The sequence below is a fragment of the Gordonia jinghuaiqii genome, from assembly GCF_014041935.1.
Taxonomy (GTDB): domain Bacteria; phylum Actinomycetota; class Actinomycetes; order Mycobacteriales; family Mycobacteriaceae; genus Gordonia; species Gordonia jinghuaiqii.
On the sequence record NZ_CP059491.1, the window covers coordinates 2,409,967 to 2,432,960 of the forward strand.

A 22,994-nucleotide genomic window follows, 5' to 3' on the forward strand; every position below is an offset into this window, starting at 1 on the left:
TCCCGGAGTTGTCCACAGCCGGCGCCGCCCGCCGTGCCGGCGGCGTGGGCGGGCCGATGCTGAGCCCATGCCCACACTCTCGACGCGGGGACCTCTCGACCCCGGCGTACTGCTCACCGCGATTCCCGCCCTGCTCGGCTTCGTGCCGGAACGCTCGATCATCGTCATCGCCTTCGCCGCCGATCGCAGCGTGTCCGCAACGATGCGCCATGACCTCGCCCTCGACACCGGAGGCGCTCCGACGCCGGAGTTTCTCGCGGTGCTCGCCGGCCTCGGCGACATCACCCGCTCCTACGGGGCCGAAGAAGCGGTGGCCGTCGTCGTCGACGACCGGTTTCCGACCGACGACGCCCGCTACCGTCGCGTCCAGGCCATCGCCGACCGGCATTTCGCCGCCGTCGGAGGGATCGCCGTAGGATTCGGTCTCGCCGAATTCGACTGCGGTGCACCGTGGTCGGTCACCTGGTGTCCCGACGGGCAGGCCTGGGCGGTACACGTGCCCGGCGAGCGGGCCGGCCACCTCGACGACCCGCAGAGCTGCCCGACCGCGATCTCGGAGGCGGTGCGATCGGGCAGGCGGATTCTTCCGCGCCGTGCGGAGATGCGGACCATGCTCGAACCACTCGACGGAGAATGCAGCGCGGCGCGGCCGGGTCCGCAGTGCACCGACTGCCCCATCGCCTGGGTGAGGACGGTCCGGAACCCGACGCCCGAGTTTCTCGATCTGGACCGCACCGATCTGGACCGCGCAGGGACCTCTGAGCATTCCGAGTCGGTGGTCGCCATGGGCGCGGTGATGGAGTCCGTGATCGGGGCCGGGAAGCAGCTGGACTGCGGTCGGGTGGCACTTCTCGAACACGCGATCCTTCGGCTCGACGTGCGCGACGCCGCACTCGCGCTCGCCGTCACCGACCTGCGCGATCGGGCCGAACTGCTCTGGCGGGAACTGACCCGACGCCTCACCGGACGAGGACGCGCCAGCGCCGCCACCCTGCTGGCCCACCTGCACTACATCGGTGGGGAGGGCGCCTACGCGGGCGCGGCGCTCGACGTGGCGTTGGAGTGCGACCCGCACTGGAAGCTCGCCTCGCTGCTCGACACCGCACTGCGTGCGGGTGTCCGTCCGACGATGCTGTGGGAGATGATCGACGACTCCTACGCCGTCGCCGCCGAACTGGGTGCCCATCTCCCCGATGCCACCAGACGGGCCGCCGGGTGAGACGGGCGGTTCAGAACTGTCGTTGTGTCAGAACTGTCGTTGTGTCAGACCTTCTCGACCACTTTTTCCACGAACACCGAATGCGCCATGTCCGGCGACAGCTCGAGCCCGTCGTGGCCGGGCGTGTCGATGGTGATGGTGCCGGCGGAATTGGTCACGGTCACGCGTGCATTCGGCACGACGCCGGCCTCGCGCAACTGGCCGATCAGTCCGGTGTCGGACTGGGCGTGCTCGGAGAGCCGCCGGACTATCACCGGCACGGTCTCGCCGGGCGGCAGGTCGGCCAGGCGGATCGATCCGTCATCGGCCGAGGGCGCCTCGACGCCGAGCAACTCCAGCCCGGGGATCGGATTGCCGTACGGCGACGTCGTCGGATACTCCAGCACCGCGAGGAGACGTCGTTCGACATTCTCGCTCATCACGTGCTCCCAGCGGCAGGCCTCCTCGTGGACCTGATCCCAGGGCATCCCGATGACGTCGACGAGCAGGCGCTCGGCCAGGCGATGCTTGCGCATCACCGCGACGGCCAGCGAACGGCCCCGCTCGGTGAGTTCGAGGTGACGGTCGCCCGCCACGCGGAGGAGTCCGTCCCGTTCCATCCGGGCAACGGTCTGGGAGACGGTGGGACCGCTTTGGTCCAGACGCTCGGCGATGCGCGCCCGCAGCGGCACGATGCCCTCTTCTTCGAGGTCGTAGATCGTCCGCAAGTACATCTCGGTGGTGTCAACCAGGTCGTTCACTATGCGCAATCCCTTTCGTCCCCGCCAAGATTACCCTCTTCGGGCCCTGTGACCCCCGACTCGTGTGGCCGCTGGTCGCAGACCGGTGTCAGACGGCCGTCGCGGAGTGTCCGAACCGACAACCGTGGCCCGTCGCGAGGTGTACCACTAGCCTGAATCCGTGAACAACGCTACGAGTGCCCGATGACGACAGCTGTCATCTGGAGCGAGGACTTCCTGTCCTACCGCTGGGCCCACACCCACCCGATGAATCCCGTCCGACTCGCGCTGACGATGACCTTGGCCCAGAGCCTCGGGATCCTCGACGGCGTGGAGACCGTGCCGCCGCAGGACGTCGACGACGATGCGCTGACCGTCGTGCACTCCCGCGACTACGTCGACGCCGTGCGCGCCGTCGGGTCGGGGACGGCGTCGCTGTCGGGGCCGCTGCTCGAGCGGCTGTTCGGTCTCGGCGACGCCGACAATCCCGTCTTCGACGGTATGCACGAGGCCGCCCGGCTCCTCGTCGGCGGCACCCTCGCCGCTGCGCAGACGGTTGCCTCCGGTGCGGCCACCCGCGCGGTCAACATCGGTGGCGGCATGCACCATGCGATGCGTTCGCGCGCCGCGGGATTCTGCATCTACAACGACTGCTCGATCGCGATCAGGTACCTGCTCGACAAGGGGTTCGACCGGATCGCCTACATCGACGTCGACGCCCACCACGGCGACGGCGTCCAGGTGGAGTTCGCGGCGGACCCGCGGGTGATGACCGTCTCGCTGCATCAGCATCCCGCGACGCTGTGGCCGGGCACCGGCTGGCCGACCGAGGTCGGCGACGGCGACGCGCAGGGCAGCGCGGTCAACCTCGCGCTGATGCCCAACACCGAGGACCGGTTGTGGCTGCGCGCCTTTCATGCCGTGGTGCCGTCGCTGATCGCCGAGTTCAAACCGCAGATCATCGTCAGCCAGTGCGGTGCCGACAGCCATCGTGCCGACCCGCTCACCGACCTGTCACTGACCGTCGACGGTCAGCGCGCGGCGATGATCGCCATGCGCGACCTGGCCGACAAGTACTGCGAGGGACGGTGGATCGCGGTGGGCGGCGGGGGATACGGCGTGGTCAACGTGGTGCCGCGCAGCTGGACCCATCTGCTCGGAGTGGCGCTCGACCGGGAGGTCGACGTGACCACCGTCATCGACGAATCGTGGTGTGCCACCGCCGAACAGATCTCCCAGCAGGTGCATTCGGACTACGCCCGGCCGCCGGTCGGGGTGATGGGCGACGGCGGTGTGGTCGACTACCAGCCGTGGGACGGCGACGCCGGTCAGGAACCGCCGGAGGGGGTCGGCGCGAACGCTCAGCGACAGACCGATCGAGCCATCCTCGCGACCCGTCGCGCGGTGTACCCTCTGCACGGTCTCGACCCGGAGGATCCCCGTGACTGACCACACCGCGCCGGCATCGCCTGGCGCACCAGCGCCGGCCCGGAGCACGCCGGTCGCCGACCAGCCCGCACCGCGAAGCGCATGGGACTATCCACGCCACTGGATAGCCGACGTCCTCGCGTCGGACGGGGGTGTGGTGCATCTGCGCCCGATCGTGCCCGACGACGCCGATCGCATCGTCGAATTCCACTCCAAGTTGTCCGAACGCACCCGCTACATGCGGTATTTCGGTCCAACACCGACCCTGCCGCCGCGCGAGGTGGCGCGCATGACCACCGTCGACCATCAGCAGCGCGTCGCGATCGTCGCCGAACTCGGCGGCGAGATCATCGCCGTCGGCATCTACGAGGGACTCGGCTTCGACGGCAAACCCGAATCCGCCGAGGTCGCCTTCGTGGTCGCCGACGAACACCAGGGCAGGGGACTGGGACCGATCCTGCTCGAACACCTCGCCGGCGCGGCCGCGGAGAACGGGTTCACCCGGTTCGAGGCCGAGGTGCTCAGCGAGAACCCCAACATGGTCGCGGTCTTCCGCGACGCCGGTTACCAGCTCGCACGCAGCTTCGACGGATCCACCGTGCACGTGGAGTTCCTCATCGACCCGACCGAGGCAATGCTGTCGGTGCGCAACGCCCGCGAGCGTGCGTCGGAGGCGCGGAGCGTCGCGAACCTGCTGCGGCCGACATCGGTGGCGGTGATCGGCGCGTCGACCGATCCGAACAAGGTCGGAAACGCCCTGCTGGCCAACATCATCGCCGGCGGATTCACCGGGCCGGTGTTCCCGGTCAACGGGCCGGCGCGCGTCGAGGACGAACCGGAGGAGACGTCCGCGCGTGGGCTGGTGGCCGGACGGGGCCGATCGGCGAGTCGCCGCCGGACGCGTGAGCGGCCACCGTCGGTACGCGGGATCCGCGCCTACGAGACCGTGCGCGACATCCCCGATCCGGTCGACCTGGCCGTCGTCGCGGTCCCCGCGGCGCGCGTCGACGACGTCCTCGACGACTGCCTCGTCAAGGGTGTCCGCACACTCGTGGTGGTGTCCTCGGGATTCGGCGATTCCGGTGAGGAGGCGGGCCTGGAGAACGAGCGTCGTCTCGTCGCACAGGTGCGGGAGCACGGGATGCGGCTCGTCGGCCCGAACGCCCTGGGAGTGGCGAACAACGACCCCGAGATCGCGCTCAACGCCACCCTGGCGCCGCGTATCCCGGCCGCCGGGCGGGTGGGGTTCTTCTGCCAGTCCGGCGCTCTGGGCATCGCCATCCTCGACACCGCGGCGCGCAGGCAGATCGGCCTGTCGACGTTCGCCTCGGCGGGCAATCGCGCCGATCTCTCCGGCAACGACCTCCTTCAGTACTGGGACACCGACACCGCGACCGATGTGATCCTGCTCTACCTCGAGAGCTTCGGTAACCCCCGGAAGTTCTCCCGGATCTCGCGGCGGGTCTCCCGCTCGAAGCCGATCATCGCGGTCAAGTCGGGCAAGGGGGCGATGAGCCCGGTCCGCGCGGCCCGCTCGGCAGGCACGCTCGACGACCAGATCGCCCGCATGATGCTCGAACAGGCCGGTGTCATCCAGGTCGACACCATCCCCGAATTGTTCGACTGCGCCGCGCTGTTCGCCTATCAGCCGCTTCCGCGCGGCCCGCGTGTGCGCATCATCGGCAATTCCTCGGTCCTTGGCAGCCTCGCCGCCGACACCGCACGCAGCGGTGGACTCGACGTGGTCGACACCGTCGACCTCGGTGCAGGCGCGTCGGAGGAGCAGTTCGAGGACACGGTGTCGGCGGCGATGGCCGACACCGGGGTCGACGCGATCATCGTGGTCTTCGTGCCACCGGTGGCCGTCGATGCCGACTGGCATGCCCGCGCGCTCATGGCTGCGGCGAACACGCCCGACGCCGACGGCGCCAAACCGATCGTCACGACGTTCCTGGCCGTCGACGGCATTCCGCCGGGCCTGACCAGACCGGGCCCCAACGGCATGCCCGAGCGGGGGTCGATCCCGTCCTACGCCAGTCCGGAGAGGGCCGCGGCCTCGCTCGCCCGCGCATGGCAGTACGCCCGATGGCGGATGCGGCCGGAATCGGTGGTGCATCGGGCCGAGGGCGCCGACCCCGAGGCCGCCCGGATGTTCGTGCGCGAGGCGATGGACGACCAGCAGGGTGAACGGCTGCTCGGCCACGTCGACTCGGCACGCCTGTTGGGGTGGTACGGCATCCCGGTGATCCCGTTCCGCGAGGTGACCACCATGCACGAGGCCTCGGCGGCGGCACGCGCGCTCGGGTTCCCGGTGGCCGTGAAGGCGACGTCGCCGAAATGGCGCGGCCGCCTCGACCGCGAGGGCGCACGCCTGGACCTGCCCGATGCGACATCCGTGGTGACGGCCTTCGCCGAACTCACCGAGCTCACCGGCGACAACGTGCTGCACGTCCAGAAGATGGCGCCCAAGGGGGTCGGCACCGTGATCCGCGTCCGCGACGATCCGTCATTCGGGTCTGTCATGTCGTTCGGGCTGTCCGGCCGGACCTTCGAGCTGCTCGGCGACCACGGGTATCGGGCCGTCCCGCTCTCGGAACTCGACGCACGCGAGCTGATCGACGAGCCGCGGTCGGCGCCGCTCCTGTCGGGCTATCGCGGAGAGGAACCGGCAGACAGAGAAGCGCTGGTCGATCTGTTGCTGCGGATCTCGACCCTCGTCGACGACATCCCCGAGGTCCGCGAGGTGGTGTGCGACCCGATTCTCGCCTCGGGTGACGGCGTCGCAGTGCTGACCGCCCAGATACGAGTCGGCCCGGTGCCCGACAGACGGGACACCGGACCGAGACGATTGAACTAGCGGATTGGGCGGGGTCAGCTCGCGTAGGCACGCAGCCGCTCGGCGCGATCGCCGTGGCGCAGCTTGCCCATGACCTCACGCTCGATCTGACGCACACGCTCGCGCGAGAGCCCGAACATGCGGCCGATCTGATCCAGGGTGCGCGGCTGGCCGTCGTCGAGGCCGTAGCGCATCCGGATGACCTGCTGCTCACGCTCGTCGAGGGTGGCGAGCACCGCACGGATGTCGGAGTGCAGCAGACCCGCGATGACGGCGTTCTCGGCCGAGGTGGCCTCGGCGTCTTCGATGAAGTCGCCGAGCGGGGCCTCTTCGTCGCTGCCGACCGGCATGTCGAGGCTGACCGGGTCACGGCTGTGATCGAGCAGATCGGCGATCTTCTCGGCCGGGATGCCCGACTCGTTGGCCAGCTCGTCGTCGGTGGCCTCGCGACCGAGCTGCTGATGCAGTTCACGTTTGATGCGGGCGAGCTTGTTGACCTGCTCCACGAGGTGGACCGGCAGACGGATGGTGCGGCTCTGATCGGCCATCCCGCGGGTGATCGCCTGTCGAATCCACCACGTGGCGTAGGTCGAGAACTTGAAACCCTTGGCGTAGTCGAACTTCTCCATCGCGCGGATCAGACCCAGGTTGCCCTCCTGGATGAGATCGAGGAGCGGCATTCCGCGGCCGGTGTAGCGCTTGGCGAGCGACACCACCAGACGGAGGTTCGCCTCGAGCAGGTGAGCACGTGCGGCCTCACCTTCGCGGACGATGATTCCCAGATCGCGTTTCTTGGCGGCGGACAGCCGCTTCTTGGTGGCCAGGACATGCTTGGCGTAGAGGCCGGCCTCGATCTGCTTGGCGAGGTCGACCTCCTGCTCTGCGTTGAGAAGAGCGGTACGGCCGATCCCGTTCAGATAGACACGAACGAGGTCTGCCGCCGGAGACTGTGCGTCGAGATCTTGTTCGGTCATCGCCGGGCGAGTACCCGGAGGGGTCGGCTCGGCGAATCCGGTGATCGGGGTCGAACGTGCAACTGTCGAGCGGGACATGCGGCCTCCTGACTTGAATGCGTTCACTGGGTCCAACGTCCATATATGGGCGATAGTTCCCAGGAGTGCTTCGGAGCAAACGTCGATGAGGCTTGGTGACCTGCGAAAACTTTTCGCGCGCTCGACAATCGGCTGAGAAGTTGCTGAGATGTCGCGCGCGGGGGAACCGCCCGCCCGGGACCGCCGGAACCGCTCGGCCGGGGGTCGATCGGTCGGGACCCGATCAGCGGTCTGGGTCGACGACCTGACCGTCGACGGTCCGGGAGACATGATCGGTGTGCGACAGCGCGGGCGGACCGATGACGGAATGATCGGTTCCGTACTTGTACTGCGGCACCTCGCCGCGCTTGCGGGGCGGGCGGTCGTTGGCGATGAGGACCGCCATCCACGGAAGCGGGATCGAGACGGCGACGATGCCGAGCGCGAGGAGCCCGGAACCGGTGATGCTGTACGCGATTCCGGCGACGAGGAGCGCCGGTACACGAAACGCCATCAGGAACAGGTACTTGCGGACGCGGGCGCGCTGCTGAGCTTCGAGGGAATCCTGCGCCTCGGTGATCAGGTACGTCTCGACCGGCACCGCGCTGCGTCGTGACCCGCCGCGCCCGGACTCGCCCGCGTGCGGTGACTCGCTGTGCTGGTCGTGGTCGCGGCCGGTCTCGCCCATGAAATCCCTTTGTTCGAACACCCTCTCCACTGTCCCACTTTCGCTTCTCGAATGCACTCTCGCCTTCCCCGGTGACGCGCGATCCGCCGGTGACGCACAATAGAGCAATGGGAACCGAAACCATCGAACGCCCGGACCTCGACGATTGGTCCGACACCAAGACCGACGAGCGCCCCGACGCCGACGCCACCGATCGCGATGACGACGACCGGCCGAAGTTCTTCCACTACGTCAAGAAGAACAAGATCGCCGAGAGCGCTGTGATGGGCAGTCACGTCGTCGCGCTGTGCGGCGAGACGTTCCCGGTGACACGGTCGGCCAAGCCCGGCTCGCCGGTGTGCCCGAAGTGCAAGAAGATCTACAGCAAGATGCGCAAGTAGCCTCACACGGCACTTCATCGGCCGTCTCCCGGCCGCCACATCCAGTCCGCCACGTCCGGTCAGCCGCGCTCACGATCTCGCGTGGGCCGGCGGATCGGACCCGAGGCGAACCGGTCCGGCAGGGTCTTGAGCTGGCCGGTGAAATCGGAGGTCTGCGAGTTCACCCAGTGTCGGACCTGTGTCGTCGTCGACTCCTTGGCCGGCCAGAACTGCTGCACGGCGGCGTTGAACTCGGCTCCGATGACGATGCCGAAGCCCAGTGAGAACGTGAACAGCAGGAACGCGATCGGCGTCGCCAGTGCGCCGTAGGAGACACCTGCCTCGGTGATCTTCGTCAGGTAGATCCGCAGTACGTAACTCGCGACCCAGAAGAACACGCCCGCCACGACGGCCCCGCCGATGAGTCGGTGCCAGGGCAACGGATTGGGCAAGGCCAGGTGATACAGCGTGGTCAGCACCAGTAGCAGCAGGACGGCGACGAACGGGAAGTAGCCGTAGTCGATCAGCGTCGTGACGAATGATCCCCAGGACTCCGGCACGATCGCCCGCAGGTAGTTGGGTCCCAGGGCCACCAGCGGCAGCAGGAACACCGCCACGCTCAGGAAACCGACGTAGAGGAACAGCGCGAAGAAGCGCTGCCACACCGGATGCCGGACCTCGTGCTGGTCGTGGGCGTGTGCGATCGAGGCGATGAAACATGACACCGCCGACGATCCCGCCCACAGCGACAGGACGAAGCCGACCGACATCAGGCCGACCCGACCCCGGCCCAGCACGCTGTCCACGGTCGGGGTGATGAGATCGTCGACGACGGTCGGGGTGAAGGTGCGCTGCGCGAAGTCGACGATGCGGGCATAGACCACGTCCACGGTGTCGGGGCCGAACCAGCCCGCCACATAGCCGACCGAGCCGAGTAATCCGAGGAGCAGCGGCGGCAACGACAACGCCTGCCAGAATGCGGCCTGCGCCGCCCATCCGATGATCCCGTCGTCCCACGACTTGACGATGGTGCGCCAGATGACGCGGTGGATGTTCGGCAGGACAGGCGGTCCGGGGGTGTCCGAGGGCACGGGGACGTCGTTGCCCGCGGTCTGCCGGTCGGCGTCGGCACCGCCGATGACGTCGACGTCACCCGAGAGCGGGGTGGGGTCCGGGGGAGTGGGCCCTGCGGACGGCGCGGCGCGGCGCGGCGCGCGCAGCGGTTCGGTGGACGTGTCGCCGATGGGGGCGGTGACCGCGCCGGACACCGGATGCACCGATTGCGGCGGCCGGGCGACGCGCGCGCCGGCGGGCCGTGTCGTCGACGTGGTACCCGGACGTGCCGCAGTCGCCGACGACGTGTCGTCGGCCAGGGGGACCGGGTTCCTCTTTCGCGTTGTGATGAGTTCAATATCCCTGATCGAACGTCCATATGGGTACCCGGGTCACCAGGCGAGTCGTTCGGATCACCTCCGTTCGGGGGCCCGCACGGTCCCCGGGCCCGGGTGTCGCGATGCGGGGCGGCGCGCCATCCGGCGCTACCATTGGCGGGTCCCCTCGGGCGCGGGTCCCGTACGCGAGGGGTCATTTCATGCCCGGCAGGGAATCCGTACGCCGTCAGGAGCAGCACAGAAGGTGACGTCAGCCGAACCCTCCGCCAGTACTTCTGGCACGCAGGTCCCTGCCCCCAAACTCCAGCTGCGCGCCTGGCAGCGGCGCGCGCTCACCAAGTACCTGACGCAGAAGCCGAAAGACTTTCTCGCCGTCGCGACCCCCGGTGCCGGTAAGACGACGTTCGGCCTGCGGATCGCCCGTGAACTGCTCGACGACCGCACGGTCGACAAGATCACCGTCGTGGCGCCGACGGAGCACCTGAAGCATCAGTGGGCCGAGGCCGCCGCACGTGTCGGCATCGCGCTGGACTCACGGTTCACCAACTCGGCCGGACAGACGAGCTCGGATTTCCACGGCGTCGTGGTCACCTACGCGCAGATCGCGGCTCACCCCGCGCGCCATCGCGTCCGCACCGAGAACTACCGCACCCTGGTCATCCTCGACGAGATCCACCACGGTGGTGACGCGAAGTCGTGGGGCGAGGCGATCCGCGAGGCCTTCGACGACGCCGAACGCCGCCTCCTTCTCACCGGAACGCCCTTCCGGTCCGACGATTCGCCGATACCGTTCGTCACCTACGAGACCGAACCGGGCGGCCACCAGCGTTCCAAGGCCGACCACACCTACGGCTACGCCGACGCCCTCAAGGACGGCGTCGTCCGTCCCGTGGTGTTCCTGGCCTATTCGGGTGAGGCGAGCTGGCGTGACAGCGCGGGCGAGGAGTACACCGCCCGCCTCGGCGAGCCGCTGTCGGCCGAACACACCACACGGGCCTGGCGCACGGCACTCGACGCACACGGCGACTGGATCCCCTCGGTGCTGACTGCGGCGCACACCCGGCTCGGACAGCTGCGGGCCAGCGGGATGCCGGACGCGGGCGGTCTGGTCATCGCGACCGACCAGGCCGCGGCGCGCGACTACGCCGAACTACTCACCTCGATCACGGGTAAACCGCCGACGCTGGTGCTGTCCGACGACCCCAAGTCGTCGTCGCGGATCGCCGAGTTCGCCAACTCCACCGATGAGTGGATGATCGCGGTGCGCATGGTGTCCGAGGGTGTCGACGTGCCGCGTCTGGCGGTCGGCGTCTACGCCACGAGCTCGTCGACGCCGCTGTTCTTCGCGCAGGCGATCGGCCGCTATGTGCGGTCGCGACGACCCGGGGAGACCGCCAGCGTCTTCCTGCCCTCGGTCCCGGTGCTGCTCGACCTCGCCAGCCAGATGGAGGTCGAGCGCGATCACGTCCTCGGCAAGCCTCATCGCGTCAGCGAGGGCCTCGACGACCAGTTGCTCAACGACGCGAACAAGCAGAAGGACGAGCCGGGGGAGGACGAGCCCTCGTTCCAGTCGCTGCACGCCGACGCCGAACTCGACCAGGTGATCTTCGACGGCGCGTCGTTCGGCACCGCGACCTTCGCCGGCAGCGACGAGGAATCGGATTATCTCGGACTGCCGGGCCTGCTCGACGCCGACCAGGTGCGCGCACTCCTGCGCAAGAGGCAGGCGGACCAGGTGACGGCACGCACGACCGCTGCGCCGGCGCCCGCCGCCGCACCGGAGGCCACCCCGGGCCGGGTTCCCGGCGGCACCGGTGACAACCTCGCGGCGCTGCGTAAAGAACTCAACACCCTGGTGGCGATGCACCATCATCGGACGGGAAAACCGCACGGCATGGTGCACAACGAGTTGCGTACCCGGCTCGGAGGACCGCCTACCGCGCTCGCCAGTGCCGAGCAGCTCAAGGAACGCATCGCCGCCCTGCGCGAGTGGCGCTGAGGCCGCTCGGGCCTGCGCGCACCGCAACCGAACACGAGAGAGCCCGGCCGGAAGATTCCGGCCGGGCTCTCTCGGTGCGTCCTGGTGGCTGTCGCCCGTCAGACCATTACGCCCTCAGACCAGTTCACCCGCGGACTCGACGACGGTGGCGCTGAGCTCCACCAGACGAGTCTCGTGTGCGTTGAAGTGATGACGGCAGAAGAGAAGTTCGCCGCCCTTGGGCAGGACGGCACGTACCTTGGCTGCTGCGCCGCAGCGATCGCAACGATCGGCGGCGGTGAGCGATGGGTAGATCGGGGCTGTGGTGGCAATGTCAGTCATGGGTCCTCCGTCCCGGTCCGGCGCCTGTATCGGGCGCCTTCCCTTCGAGCCGACACATCCGGGCGATGCGTCAGCCTTACTCTGTCAGACGTTCGGGGGCGTCGTATTGTTCCGGCAGGTGCACCCGGTGTGTCGTCACTCACCGTTTACCTCGGGCAACAACCTCACAACGTCGCGCCGAACGCGGTGCGACCCGGTTCACAGTCCGGGCCGCACGTGGTGGATGGGTTCGGCTCGGCCGGTTCAGCTGGTGCGGGCCGGCGAATGGGTGCCGTCGGTTCCATCGGGTTCGGTGGCGGCATCTGCGGTGGGGATGTCGCCCGTCGCATCGGTGGCGGCGAACTCGCCGCCGGCGCCGACGAGGGCCCCTTCCTGCTCCTCGCGGAAGTGGGTGACCGCATCCGAGGACTCGTTCTCGCGGTCACGCAGGTACTCGCGCAGAGAGTAGGCGAAGGCGGCGGCCCATGCGATGGCGATGACGATGTAGAGGACGTTGCGCACGCTTCCCGGGGCGTCGATGAAGTCGCTCTTCAGCAGGCTGCGGGTGTTGGTCAGGACGATCAGGCCGCCGACCGACGCGCCGAGGAGGCGCGGCGGGATGTGCCGGACGAGCCAGGCGGCGATCGGTGCCGCGATGATGCCGCCGACGAGGATGGCCCCGACCCAGGCGAAGTTGATGCCCTGCGAGCCGATGCTGAACAGGAATCCGAGGCTGGCGGCGACCGCGATGATGAACTCGCTGGTGTCGATCGAGCCGATCACCTTTCGGGGCTCGAGGCGTCCGCTGGCCAGGATCGCGGGCGTGCCCACCGGACCCCAGCCGCCGCCGCCGGTGGCGTCGACGAAGCCGGCGACGAAGCCCAGGGGGCTGAGGAAACGCTTGCGCAGCGGCTTGCCCAGGTTGTGGCGGGGGATGCCCTGGAAGGTGAACCGCACCAGGATGTAGAGACCGAGCAGCAGCAGGATGGCGGCCATCACCGGCGCCGCGGTCTCGGTGGAGAGGCTCGACAGCACCGTCGCGCCGAGGAAGGCGCCGATGGCGCCGGGTATCGCGATGCGGCGCACGACGCGCCAGTCCACGTTGCCGAACTTCCAGTGGGAGACACCCGAGACGAGGGTGGTGCCGATCTCGGCGAGATGGACGGTGGCCGAGGCGGCGGCCGGGTTGGTGCCGATGGCGAGGAGGAGCGTGGTCGTGGTGACGCCGTACGCCATGCCGAGACTGCCGTCGACCAGCTGGGCAGCGAGGCCGACAAGGCCGATCAGGACAATCGTTCTCATAGTGGTTCTCTCCGGGCTGACGCGCGGTCATGTGCGCGACGTGGCTGATGCGGGCACGACGTGCACACGCAGAAGGGGTGGGACCTGTCGGTCTCTGGCGGGTTCTGTCGTGTCACAGACAGAGCATCGAGGCCACGCGTAGCAGGTCGATGGCCGGGCGGGTCACCAGCATGGCACCACGCCGGTTCCCGGAAGACATCGCTGCATAAGGCACCGCGTCATCCTATGTAGTGGGCTGCTTCGGAGCCGATTATCCGACCGTGTCGAAATCGTCGCGCGCACAACTCTTGACAATATGGATGCGTCATGCGTAAGGCGCGTCGTGCCTGACGGACGGGCGTATCGAGCGGAGTGCCTCCCGGTGCCGACAAACACATTCGCCCCCGTCGCCGGGTGAGGGCGCGGGGGCGAATGGTGGTGGGACGGTGGGTTCCTGCTAGTCCAGGTAGTCCCGGAGAACCTGTGAACGCGACGGGTGCCGCAGCTTGGACATCGTCTTCGACTCGATCTGACGGATACGCTCACGGGTCACGCCGTAGACCTGACCGATCTCGTCGAGCGTGCGCGGCTGACCGTCGGTGAGACCGAAGCGCAGACGTACGACGCCGGCCTCGCGCTCGGACAGCGTCTCCAGAACCGACTGCAGCTGGTCCTGCAGCAGCGTGAAGCTCACCGCGTCGACGGCGACGACTGCTTCGGAGTCCTCGATGAAGTCGCCGAGCTGGCTGTCGCCCTCGTCGCCGATGGTCTGATCCAGTGAGATGGGCTCCCGGGCGTACTGCTGGATCTCCAGCACCTTCTCCGGGGTGATGTCCATCTCCTTGGCGAGCTCCTCCGGTGTCGGCTCGCGGCCGAGATCCTGGAGCAGCTCACGCTGGATGCGTCCGAGCTTGTTGATGACCTCGACCATGTGCACCGGGATACGGATGGTGCGGGCCTGGTCGGCCATCGCGCGGGTGATCGCCTGACGAATCCACCAGGTGGCGTACGTCGAGAACTTGTAACCCTTGGTGTAGTCGAACTTCTCGACCGCGCGGATCAGGCCGAGGTTTCCCTCCTGGATCAGGTCCAGGAACGCCATGCCGCGGCCCGTGTAGCGCTTGGCCAGCGACACCACGAGACGGAGGTTGGCCTCGAGCAGGTGGTTCTTGGCGCGGTTTCCGTCGCGCGAGATCCAGTTCAGATCGCGTTTCTGCGCGGTGGTGAGCTTCTCGCCGGCATCCATGATCCGACGCAGGCGTTCGGTCGCGAACAGGCCGGCCTCGATCCGCTTGGCGAGTTCGACCTCCTCCTCCGCGTTGAGCAGCGCGACCTTGCCGATCTGCTTGAGGTAGGCACGGACGCTGTCGGCCGAGGCGGTGAGCTCGGCATCCTTGCGCGCCTGGCGCAGGGCCTCGGACTCCTCTTCGTCCCAGACGAAGTCGCCGGACTTGGCGGCGGCCGCTTCGTCTTTCGCGGCGGCCTTGCCGGCCGCCGGGGTCTTGCCCGCGACCGCTGGGGTCGCCGCATCCCCGGACTCCTCGTCGGACTCCTCCTCGTCGACCTCGAGATCATCGTCGATCTCGACGTCTTCGAGTTCGGTGACGGGAACGTCGATGTCGTCGATCGAATCCGGATCGTCGGCCCCGACGTCCGGATCGTCACCCGCAGCGGCACCGGCCTTCTTGGCGGCCTTCTTCGGCGCTGCCTTCTTGGTGGCCTTCTTCGCTGCTGCCTTCTTCGCGGGAGCCTTGCGGGCCGCGGTCTTCTTCGCAACCTTCTTGGCGGGCCGCTTGGCAGGGGTGTCGGTCGCGGCGGTGGTCGACTCCGTCGACTCGTCGGCCTCGGCATCACCCTGGTGGGTCGTGATGGCTGCCACGTACAACCTTTCGAACTGTCTTCTATGTGTCTGTCATGTCTCGCGAGACATGACACGGCAGCATGAGCCGCCGTGGACAAGGTCTTGGTTTCTCGGTTCAGATGACCGGTGACGACCATTGTAACGACATTGCCGTGGCTGATGTGGCAAAGCCCTGGTCACCGTCGCATGGCGCTAGGTTTTGAGGCCCTGCGACACCGCCATCGCCGCACCGACGATCCCCGCTGTGTTCAGCAGCGCGGCCGGCACCACGGGCGTCGCGTTGGTCAGCAGGGGAATCCACTTGTCGGACTTGCGACTGATGCCACCACCGGCGATGAACAGCTTCGGCCAGAACAGGGCCTCATAGGTCTTGAGGACCTCGGAGACCTTCTCGGTCCACTTCTCATAGGACCAGCCCTTCTCGTCGCGGACACGGGACGAGGCCTGATGCTCGGCCTCCTTCTTGCCGACCTGGAGGTGGCCGAGTTCGGTGTTGGGCACCAGGTTGCCGTTGATCATGATCGCCGACCCGATACCCGTCCCGAACGTCAACAGCATCACCACACCGTCGACGCCCTTGCCTGCGCCGTAACGGTCCTCGGCCATACCGGCGGCGTCCGCGTCGTTGAGGACCGACACCGCGCGATTGTCGAGCTGCTTGCCGAAGAGTTCGTAGACGTCGGTGCCGATCCAGGCCTTGTCGATGTTGGCGGCGGTGCGCATGACCCCCTCGGTCACCACCCCGGGCAACGTGATGCCCACCGGGCCCGCCCAGTCGAAATGCGCGACGACCTCGGCGACGCCACGCGCGACGGCGTCGGGGGTTGCCGGCTGAGGGGTCAGGACCTTGAACCGTTCACCCACCAACTCTCCCGTGTCGAGATCGACGATCCCGCCCTTGATCCCGGAGCCACCCACATCGACCCCGAAGCCGAGTTGGGTCGGCGTCGTCGGCGTGTCGGTGGCGGACTTGTCGGTCATGGTGGAGCTCCCCTTTTCGGGTCGGCGGCAATCCCAGACCAGGCTATCCACGCCGGAGCCCGCCCGCGCGACATCACGGCACATGCGCGCGCCGCCGATCATGCCCCGCGGCCGACGCAGTGGCCGCCCGCGGCCGAGAGATCGGTCACCGGTGCGCCCGCCCCATCACACGGTGTGCTGACATGGGAGGCGTGGATCAGACAATTCCGGTGGACGAACTCGCCGCGGTCGCTGACGCCGTGGCACAGGAGGCGGCGGCTCACGTGCGACGCCGCCGGCCCGAATTGTTCGGGGCCACACCAGGTCACGGACAGTCCTCGGAAATCGGGGCGCACGATTCGAGCGTCGCCGATCCGGTCTCGACGAAGTCCACGGAAACAGATCCGGTCACCGTCGCCGACACCGAGACCGAACGCCTCATCCGCGAACTCCTCCACCGGGCCCGGCCCGGCGACGAGGTGCTGGGGGAGGAGGACGGTGGCAGCCGAACGGTTCCGTCGGGCGTGCGGTGGGTCGTCGACCCGATCGACGGCACCGTGAACTTCATGTACGGCGTCCCCGCCTACGCGGTGTCCATTGCGGCGCAGATCGACGGGCGGTCGGTGGCGGGTGTGGTGGTCGATGTCGCCCGCAAGGTGACCTACGGTGCCACTCTCGGTGGCGGTGCCTGGGTGTCCGACGGCGACGGCACGCGGCAGCCGCTGCGCGCCAACCCGGTGGATCGTACCGAACTGGCCTTGGTGGCAACGGGTTTCGGGTACGACGCAGAACGGCGTCGCGCGCAGGGCAAGATCGTCGCCGAACTGCTGCCGCGTGTGCGCGACGTCCGCCGGATCGGTGCGGCGGCGCTCGATCTCTGCATGGTCGCCTCCGGTGCTGTGGACGCCCACTACGAACACGGCCTGAGTCCCTGGGACTGGGCCGCCGGCGGACTCATCGCCGCCGAGGCCGGTGCCGTCGTCCAGACGCCGCCGCCGGATTCACGAGCCGACGAAGGTCACGTCACCGTCGCCGTGGCTCCGGGTATCGCCGACGAATTCCTCTCGCTCCTCGACGAATTGGGCGCGCGCGACCCGTTGGGTTGATCGGTCCGCCGGTCCGATGAGCCGCAGGGCTCAGCAGGGCCCGGAGTGGACCGCCTTCACCAGAACCGGGTCGACCCCGGTGTTCGGGTTCGTCGGGTCTGCCGAGCGCAGCGCCTCGAGTGCGGCCTGTGCGTCCTGGGACAGCTCGTGGCCGGAGTGATACGCGCCCAGCGCCACGTCGACCGCGGTGCCCCGCCGGCCGTCTTCGACGAGTTGAGCGCAGGGGAACGCCAGCCAGGTCGCGGCGGCCGCGGCACGGCCTGCCGGCCCGAAGCGGATCTGGGCGACGCAGTCGAGGTCCTGGTTCGGGTAGAGCGGGTCGTCGGCGAAGGGGGTGTCGGGCACCGGCGTGAAGCCCTGGGCGGTGAGGTCCTCGGAGACCGAGCGTGCCGCTCCGCGCTCGTCGGAGGCATTGAGGACCCGGACGCCGAATGTCGCGAGGGGCGCGGGGGCGACGTCGAGCATCTCGCCACGGTCGACGACGTCGAGGCGCGGGGCCGGCGGAGGAGGCGCAGCACCGGCCTCGACCGCTGTCGGCGGGGACGGTTGATTGCACGCCGTCGGCACCGACTCGCTGTCGTCGCCACCGAGGGCCATGGCCCACACCACCACGCCGAGAATCATCAGGGTGACGACCACGATGATCGCCGGCGCGTAGCGCCGTCGGCGGTAGGGTCGGCCCTGCTCGTCGGTCGGGTAGCCGGTCGTGATCTTCGACACCACGGTGAACTGACTCCTCACTGGGCGTTGCGCCGCGTGCAACCCGTCGGAAGGGAACTCGCTCATGGTGAGCGCTGGCCCGTCGCGGTCTCGGATCACTCTAGAGGGTGCCGTCGCGGGCGTTCGCGCGCCTCGCCGGTCGCGCCGGGACGGCGGTCCGACACGCACCCACACCTGCGGCGTGACGCAATTCGGACGAGTTCGGGTTCGTGTATTGACGATCCGACATCTGTCGACTATTCTTCGGGCGCCCGCGCTTCCAGACCCGGGATGCGCCCGATACCAAATCGTGATCGAGATCATGCAATACGCGCGATATCCGGGTACGAATCCACCCCGATACGACGTTGCAGTGACCCCAACGGTAAAACGATCCCGGCGGAGTCGTGCGCATACGAACGGCTGACGGCCACAAGCCCCTGACCGCGAGCGCCCCTCACACTCTCAACAAGTAAGGCACACAATGGCTACTGATTACGACGCGCCACGACGCACGGAGACCGAGGATCTCAACGAAGACTCGCTCGAAGAGCTCAAGGCACGACGCAGCGAGGCGCAGTCCTCGGCGGTCGACGTCGACGAGGCCGACACCGCGGAGTCCTTCGAGTTGCCCGGCGCGGACCTGTCGGGTGAGGAACTGTCGGTGCGGGTCATCCCCAAGCAGGCCGACGAATTCACCTGTACCAGCTGCTTTCTCGTCTACCACCGTAGTCGGCTGGCGGAGGAGAACGGCAACTCGCTGATCTGCGTCGACTGCGCGTGAGGCACGCCGCGGCCGGGTCGGGTCGCGGGTGACGGATCGACGAGAAGACAGCGACGCACCGCTGACGAAAAGGGGCCGACGCCATGACGGCGCGGCCCCTTCGTCATGTCCGGACGCGGTCGGGTCAGGCGGACTTCTCCGGCCGGTCGGCGGCGGCGTCGGTGAGGTCGAGGGCGGCCAGGAGTTCGGCGGGACGCCGGGTGGACACCAACCAGTAGGGCGTCGGGTCGTCCGGATCGTCGAGCACGATGAGGACCATGGTCTTCACCCAGGCGCGGTGGACGAGGTAGGCGGCGGGATCGAGCTGGCGGCCCAGAGCCGCGCTCTTGGCGGTGGCCGGGACCGAGGCCCCGCGCGCCATCACAGAACGCGGCAGCACCGCGCGATGGGCGTGGAGTTCGCGATCGGCGGTCACCCGGATTCGCGTCCGGCCCATCGACCAGAGCATCAGGGCGCACAGGACACCGGTGGCGATGTACCCGGCGATACTCCACGGACTGTTGCGCGCGGACAGCTGGATCTCGTAGCCGACCACGCCGGTCACCACGGCGCCTGCAAGCCACCACCACCATGGGACGAAAAGCTGCTCGTCGAAGAGGTTGCCGGTAGATGAGGCGACTCCGGCGTCACGGCCGTCCGACGTGCCGCCGGGGTTGTCAGGCGATTGAGGTGCGGTCACGTGACCAGCGTAGTCTGCGTGCGTGACCCCAGATCTTCCCCCTCTGCCGCCCATCGCGGTCCGGCGCCTCGACCCCGATCTGCCACTGCCGACGCGGGCTCATCCCGGTGATGCGGGGGTCGATCTCTGCTCGACGATCGACCTCGAACTGCCGACCGGTCGCCGCCAGCTGGTCGGCACCGGGATCGCGATCGCGCTGCCCTTCGGCACCGTCGGGCTCATCCATCCGAGGTCGGGACTCGCCGCACGTGCAGGCCTGTCGATCGTCAACGCGCCGGGCACCGTCGACGCCGGTTACCGCGGGGAGATCAAGGTCTGCCTGATCAACCTCGACCCCGAACAATCGATCTCGATCTCTCGCGGCGACCGGATCGCACAGCTCGTCGTGCAGCGGGTCGAGCTGCCCGACTTCGTCGAGGTCGAGGTGTTCGACGATTCGACCAGCCGTGGTGACGGCGGCCACGGTTCGAGCGGCGGCCACGCGATCCTGGGTTGAGTGGGGTCCGTCCCCGGTCGATTACTGTTCAAGATGTGGTCGGCGGCACGGGTCCGTCGGCGTAGCGGTGACTCGCCGGTCGTTTGACCGGTGGGCTCCGCGGGCAGTCACTGAAGTGCCGCGGGCAGTCCCGGAGCGGCAGGCGAGGAGCATGCGATGGCACAGGACGAGTCGGACGAGTTGCGGGTCGGTACGGCGTTGGGCCCCTATGACATCGATGCGCTCGCCACCGAGGCGCATGAGCTCGAGAACTCACACCTCGATCTCGGCTCGGTACTGGTCCCGGTGGTCGAGGGTGGCCAGGTCACCGTCGAGATGTCCGAGGCGCACCAACCGCAGAACGTGTACCTGGTGACCCCGATCGGCCGGATCTCCGTCAGTGCCTTCGCGGCACCCAAGTCGCCGGGGATGTGGCGTGAGGTCGTTCGCGAACTCGCCGGCTCGCTCCGCGACGACGGTGCCGTCACCAGCGTCGAGGACGGGCACTGGGGCCGTGAGGTCGTCGCCGAGGTCGAGGGCGCCACGCATCGCTTCATCGGCGTCGACGGTCCGCGCTGGCTGGTTCGTTGCGTGGGGAGCGGTCCGTCGGAGCATGCAGAGGATCTGGCCCGCCTCAGCCGTGCCGTGCTCGCCGAGACGGTCGTGCGGCGCGGTTCCGAGCCGTTCCCGCCGCGGGATCCGTTGCCCATCGTGCTGCCGCCGGTGCTCGCCGAGCAGGTAGCCGCCGCGCAGCAGCAGATCTTCGCCGACCCCGCCGAGCAGGCGACTGCGACACCGGACGCGCCCGCTGCCGGTGATGAGCCGGGCACCGATGAGGCCCCCGGACCGGTTGCCGGGGGTGCGTTGGATCAGGTCGCCCACGCCACGGTGTACGGGGAGAACGCGTACACCGACGAGTCCGAGACCGGCACCACGGCTCCAGAACACGCGGACCAGGGACAGTCCGATCAGGCTCCGTCAAGCCCAGACCCGTCAAGCCCAGACCCGTCAAGCCCAGACCCGTCAAACCCCGAGGACCGGCAGCCGCCGTCGTCGGGTTCGGCGATGCAGAGGTTCCTCCGCCGCCGATAGCACCGTCGCCGCCGATAGCACCGTCGCCGCCGATCGTGCCTTTGCCTCAGCGCGGGGTGTGCTCCGCGACGAGCCCGGCGTAACCGGCGGCACAACTGTTGCCGAGTAGTGCCGGGTCGCGGCCCCACTCATCGAGGGTGAGTTCGATCAGGGTGGAACGCGGTGCGGCCGCGTGCCACTCGCGGGCCACGTCGATCGGATGGATCGGGTCGTCGATGGCCGCGACGATCGCCAGTGGTACGGCGAGGCCGGCGATCTCGGATGGGGTGGGCGAGCGGTGGCGAGCGGCGTCGCGCAGTTGATCGACGAGGTCGGGATGCAGACGCCGCCACGACCGGGCCAGTTCTTCGGCCAGCCAGTCCGGACTGCTCGCAGCCATGGCGGCGACGGTCGCCTCGAGTCCGTCGCGATCCAGTGCCTCGGCGGTCGCACGTGCGCTGCCGGCCGCCACCGCGGTGGCGGCGTCGCCGCTCCATGCCGGGAGCGCCGCGAACACCCCTGCGCATCCGGTTCCGCCGCGGCACAATGCCCACTCGAGGGCGATGGCCGCGCCGATCGACACACCGCCGACCAGGATCGAGCGATGACCGGCCGCGGCCTGCTCGAGGCTCTCCACATGGCGTTCGACCAGCGGTGACGCGGGATCCAGAGCGATCAGATCGACGCCGAGCGACGTCGCCGCCGCACCGAAGGCGCGGGTGACGTGGTCGGCGTCGGACCCGGTCCCCGGGATCGCCACGAGGGCGGTCGGTGGCGGGGCGGGGCGGTCGATGCGGGGCATCAGAAGATCATCCCCTAGTGTGTGCCGAGGCCGCGGCGAGCGCCGTGGTCGTCCACGTTGTCACCGGTCGATGCCGGGGCTACGCTGGCGGACACGTCACCGATCATTTGTTCGGTGACTCGCAGAGACCGCCCGCGAAGCCACGGTGCAGGCCGAAATCCATTGGGAGGTCGAGATGCCCACAGCCGGCTATCTCAAGCGACTGACCCGTCGGCTGACCGAGGATCTCGGGGATGCCGACGCCGAGAAGATCGCCGAGGAATCGAAGGCGACCGGCGCCCAGCGCGCCTCGGACTGCACCCGCGGCGAGGAGGTCACCATGCACGGTGAACTACGTGCCGTGGAGATGTGTTCGCGGGCCGCCAAGCCCGGCGTCAAGGCCGAGTTCTTCGACGGTTCCGACGTCGTCATCCTCAAGTGGCTGGGCCGCAACCGCATCAGCGGCATCGAACCCGGCCGGAAGGTCACCGTGCGGGGCCGCCTCGCCGAGCAGGACGGGCACAAGGTGATCTACAACCCGTACTACGAACTTCACGGCCTCGACGACGACGAATGACCGACGACGAATGACCGACGACGTTCGCGAGGGTGACGAGCGCAGCGGTGACGAATCGGTCGGTGCGCGCGAGCCCGTGGTCGATCGGGCGCCGACAGTCCTCGAACAGATCGGTGGCGTCTCGGGTCTGATCTACTCGACGATCCCGGTGGTCGTCTTCGTCCCGGTCAACTCCCTGTTCGGCCTCCGCACCGCGATCTACGCGGCGCTGGGCGTGGCGGCGCTGCTCTTCGTCGTCCGGGTGGTCCGTCGTGAACCGGTGACCCCCGCGGTCTCCGGCCTGCTCGGCGTCGCGATCTGTGTGTTCATCGCCCACGAGGTCGGAGATGCCAAGGGGTACTTCCTCTTCGGGATCTGGACGACCCTCGCGTACGCGATCGTCTTCGCCGCGTCCATTCTGGTGCGCCGGCCCCTCGTCGGCGTCGCCTGGCACCTGGTGAACGGTGAGGACTCCTCGTGGCGTCGGAATCGGCTGACGTTGCGCGCCTACGACATCGCCACCGCGCTGTGGGCCCTGGTGTTCGGGGCGCGCTACCTGACACAGTCCGAGCTCTACGACGCCGGGGCGACGGGATGGCTGGCGTTCACCCGGATCGCGATGGGCTGGCCGCTGACCGCGCTGGCGGTGCTGGGCACGATCCTGCTCGTCCGTCGTGCCAGTGCGCAGGAGCGGAGCGCGGCCGCGGCCGACGAACTCGGCGCCTGAGCGCCTCAGAGCCCTGGCTGCCTCAGAGCTCGAGCTGCCTCAGC

The 22,994-nt window shown here is 68.6% G+C and carries 23 protein-coding genes; 11 read left to right on the forward strand and 12 right to left on the reverse strand.

Features of this window, described 5'->3' with window-relative positions:
- Nucleotides 1–67: 67 nt before the first annotated feature.
- Entirely contained in the window at nucleotides 68–1,219 is a 1,152-nt protein-coding gene (locus H1R19_RS10715) for a DUF4192 domain-containing protein (RefSeq protein WP_188329128.1), read from the forward strand.
- 44 nt (nucleotides 1,220–1,263) lie between these two features.
- Here H1R19_RS10715 and H1R19_RS10720 read toward each other — a convergent pair whose 3' ends face one another.
- Entirely contained in the window at nucleotides 1,264–1,959 is a 696-nt protein-coding gene (locus H1R19_RS10720) for an iron-dependent transcriptional repressor DtxR (protein WP_219851376.1), read from the reverse strand.
- Nucleotides 1,960–2,142: 183 nt separating this feature from the next.
- Between H1R19_RS10720 and H1R19_RS10725 the strand changes: the two genes are divergently transcribed.
- Both H1R19_RS10725 and H1R19_RS10730 read left to right on the forward strand, forming a co-directional pair.
- Nucleotides 2,143–3,387 carry an acetoin utilization protein AcuC gene (locus tag H1R19_RS10725; RefSeq protein ID WP_188329130.1) on the forward strand — a complete coding sequence of 415 codons (1,245 nt, stop codon included), beginning with the start codon at nucleotides 2,143–2,145 and terminating at the stop codon, nucleotides 3,385–3,387.
- On the forward strand, nucleotides 3,380–6,223 hold the full coding sequence (locus H1R19_RS10730; RefSeq protein WP_219851378.1) for a bifunctional acetate--CoA ligase family protein/GNAT family N-acetyltransferase: 2,844 nt from the start codon (nucleotides 3,380–3,382) through the stop codon (nucleotides 6,221–6,223). Before H1R19_RS10725 ends, H1R19_RS10730 begins: the two co-directional genes overlap by 8 nt.
- 14 nt (nucleotides 6,224–6,237) lie before the next feature.
- Here the strand turns inward: H1R19_RS10730 and H1R19_RS10735 are convergent, their stop codons facing one another.
- Together H1R19_RS10735 and H1R19_RS10740 are read right to left on the reverse strand one after the other, a co-directional pair.
- Complete coding sequence (locus H1R19_RS10735; RefSeq protein ID WP_188329132.1) at nucleotides 6,238–7,176, reverse strand: sigma-70 family RNA polymerase sigma factor; 939 nt, start codon at nucleotides 7,174–7,176, stop codon at nucleotides 6,238–6,240.
- A 301-nt stretch (nucleotides 7,177–7,477) separates the two neighbouring features.
- Nucleotides 7,478–7,921 carry a DUF3099 domain-containing protein gene (locus H1R19_RS10740; protein ID WP_188329133.1) on the reverse strand — a complete coding sequence of 148 codons (444 nt, stop codon included), beginning with the start codon at nucleotides 7,919–7,921 and terminating at the stop codon, nucleotides 7,478–7,480.
- Nucleotides 7,922–8,028: 107 nt separating this feature from the next.
- On the opposite strand from H1R19_RS10740, the gene H1R19_RS10745 reads away from it, so the two are divergent.
- Complete coding sequence (locus H1R19_RS10745; protein ID WP_219851380.1) at nucleotides 8,029–8,301, forward strand: DUF3039 domain-containing protein; 273 nt, start codon at nucleotides 8,029–8,031, stop codon at nucleotides 8,299–8,301.
- 59 nt (nucleotides 8,302–8,360) lie between these two features.
- On the opposite strand, the gene H1R19_RS10750 is transcribed toward H1R19_RS10745, so the two are convergent.
- Nucleotides 8,361–9,557, reverse strand: a complete 1,197-nt coding sequence (locus H1R19_RS10750; RefSeq protein ID WP_219851381.1) for a YihY/virulence factor BrkB family protein — start codon at nucleotides 9,555–9,557, stop codon at nucleotides 8,361–8,363.
- Nucleotides 9,558–9,915: 358 nt separating this feature from the next.
- Between H1R19_RS10750 and H1R19_RS10755 the strand changes: the two genes are divergently transcribed.
- Nucleotides 9,916–11,670, forward strand: a complete 1,755-nt coding sequence (locus H1R19_RS10755) for a DEAD/DEAH box helicase (protein ID WP_188329136.1) — start codon at nucleotides 9,916–9,918, stop codon at nucleotides 11,668–11,670.
- 114 nt (nucleotides 11,671–11,784) lie between these two features.
- Here the strand turns inward: H1R19_RS10755 and H1R19_RS10760 are convergent, their stop codons facing one another.
- The 5 genes from H1R19_RS10760 to ppgK form a co-directional block, all read right to left on the reverse strand.
- A complete protein-coding gene (locus H1R19_RS10760; RefSeq protein WP_188329137.1) occupies nucleotides 11,785–11,991 on the reverse strand; it encodes a DUF7455 domain-containing protein in 207 nt (68 codons plus the stop codon).
- 243 nt (nucleotides 11,992–12,234) lie between these two features.
- Complete coding sequence (locus H1R19_RS10765; RefSeq protein ID WP_219851383.1) at nucleotides 12,235–13,272, reverse strand: sulfite exporter TauE/SafE family protein; 1,038 nt, start codon at nucleotides 13,270–13,272, stop codon at nucleotides 12,235–12,237.
- A gap of 112 nt (nucleotides 13,273–13,384) precedes the next feature.
- Nucleotides 13,385–13,486, reverse strand: a complete 102-nt coding sequence (locus H1R19_RS23410; protein ID WP_317451357.1) for a putative leader peptide — start codon at nucleotides 13,484–13,486, stop codon at nucleotides 13,385–13,387.
- Between the two features lie 222 nt (nucleotides 13,487–13,708).
- Complete coding sequence (locus H1R19_RS10770; protein ID WP_188329139.1) at nucleotides 13,709–15,130, reverse strand: RNA polymerase sigma factor; 1,422 nt, start codon at nucleotides 15,128–15,130, stop codon at nucleotides 13,709–13,711.
- Nucleotides 15,131–15,304: 174 nt separating this feature from the next.
- Nucleotides 15,305–16,093, reverse strand: a complete 789-nt coding sequence (gene ppgK, locus H1R19_RS10775; RefSeq protein WP_188329140.1) for a polyphosphate--glucose phosphotransferase — start codon at nucleotides 16,091–16,093, stop codon at nucleotides 15,305–15,307.
- A 182-nt stretch (nucleotides 16,094–16,275) separates the two neighbouring features.
- Here ppgK and H1R19_RS10780 point away from each other — a divergent pair, with 182 nt between their 5' ends.
- Complete coding sequence (locus tag H1R19_RS10780) at nucleotides 16,276–17,178, forward strand: inositol monophosphatase family protein (RefSeq protein ID WP_188329141.1); 903 nt, start codon at nucleotides 16,276–16,278, stop codon at nucleotides 17,176–17,178.
- A gap of 30 nt (nucleotides 17,179–17,208) precedes the next feature.
- On the opposite strand, the gene cei is transcribed toward H1R19_RS10780, so the two are convergent.
- Nucleotides 17,209–17,901 (reverse strand): envelope integrity protein Cei, encoded by a 693-nt coding sequence (gene cei, locus H1R19_RS10785; RefSeq protein ID WP_188329142.1) that lies wholly within the window; start codon nucleotides 17,899–17,901, stop codon nucleotides 17,209–17,211.
- Between the two features lie 460 nt (nucleotides 17,902–18,361).
- On the opposite strand from cei, the gene H1R19_RS10790 reads away from it, so the two are divergent.
- Entirely contained in the window at nucleotides 18,362–18,661 is a 300-nt protein-coding gene (locus H1R19_RS10790) for a DUF4193 domain-containing protein (protein WP_188329143.1), read from the forward strand.
- A 124-nt stretch (nucleotides 18,662–18,785) separates the two neighbouring features.
- Here the strand turns inward: H1R19_RS10790 and H1R19_RS10795 are convergent, their stop codons facing one another.
- Nucleotides 18,786–19,340 (reverse strand): DUF3093 domain-containing protein, encoded by a 555-nt coding sequence (locus H1R19_RS10795; protein WP_188329144.1) that lies wholly within the window; start codon nucleotides 19,338–19,340, stop codon nucleotides 18,786–18,788.
- A 22-nt stretch (nucleotides 19,341–19,362) separates the two neighbouring features.
- On the opposite strand from H1R19_RS10795, the gene dut reads away from it, so the two are divergent.
- Nucleotides 19,363–19,836 (forward strand): dUTP diphosphatase, encoded by a 474-nt coding sequence (gene dut, locus H1R19_RS10800; RefSeq protein WP_219851385.1) that lies wholly within the window; start codon nucleotides 19,363–19,365, stop codon nucleotides 19,834–19,836.
- A gap of 156 nt (nucleotides 19,837–19,992) precedes the next feature.
- On the forward strand, nucleotides 19,993–20,907 hold the full coding sequence (locus H1R19_RS10805; RefSeq protein WP_219851387.1) for a DUF3710 domain-containing protein: 915 nt from the start codon (nucleotides 19,993–19,995) through the stop codon (nucleotides 20,905–20,907).
- Nucleotides 20,908–20,953: 46 nt separating this feature from the next.
- Here the strand turns inward: H1R19_RS10805 and H1R19_RS10810 are convergent, their stop codons facing one another.
- Nucleotides 20,954–21,688, reverse strand: coding sequence for an alpha/beta hydrolase (locus H1R19_RS10810; protein ID WP_219851389.1), 735 nt, complete (start codon nucleotides 21,686–21,688; stop codon nucleotides 20,954–20,956).
- Nucleotides 21,689–21,863: 175 nt separating this feature from the next.
- Here H1R19_RS10810 and H1R19_RS10815 point away from each other — a divergent pair, with 175 nt between their 5' ends.
- Both H1R19_RS10815 and H1R19_RS10820 read left to right on the forward strand, forming a co-directional pair.
- Complete coding sequence (locus H1R19_RS10815) at nucleotides 21,864–22,244, forward strand: OB-fold nucleic acid binding domain-containing protein (RefSeq protein WP_188329148.1); 381 nt, start codon at nucleotides 21,864–21,866, stop codon at nucleotides 22,242–22,244.
- A 10-nt stretch (nucleotides 22,245–22,254) separates the two neighbouring features.
- Nucleotides 22,255–22,950 (forward strand): DUF3159 domain-containing protein, encoded by a 696-nt coding sequence (locus H1R19_RS10820; protein WP_188329149.1) that lies wholly within the window; start codon nucleotides 22,255–22,257, stop codon nucleotides 22,948–22,950.
- Nucleotides 22,951–22,994: the final 44 nt, after the last annotated feature.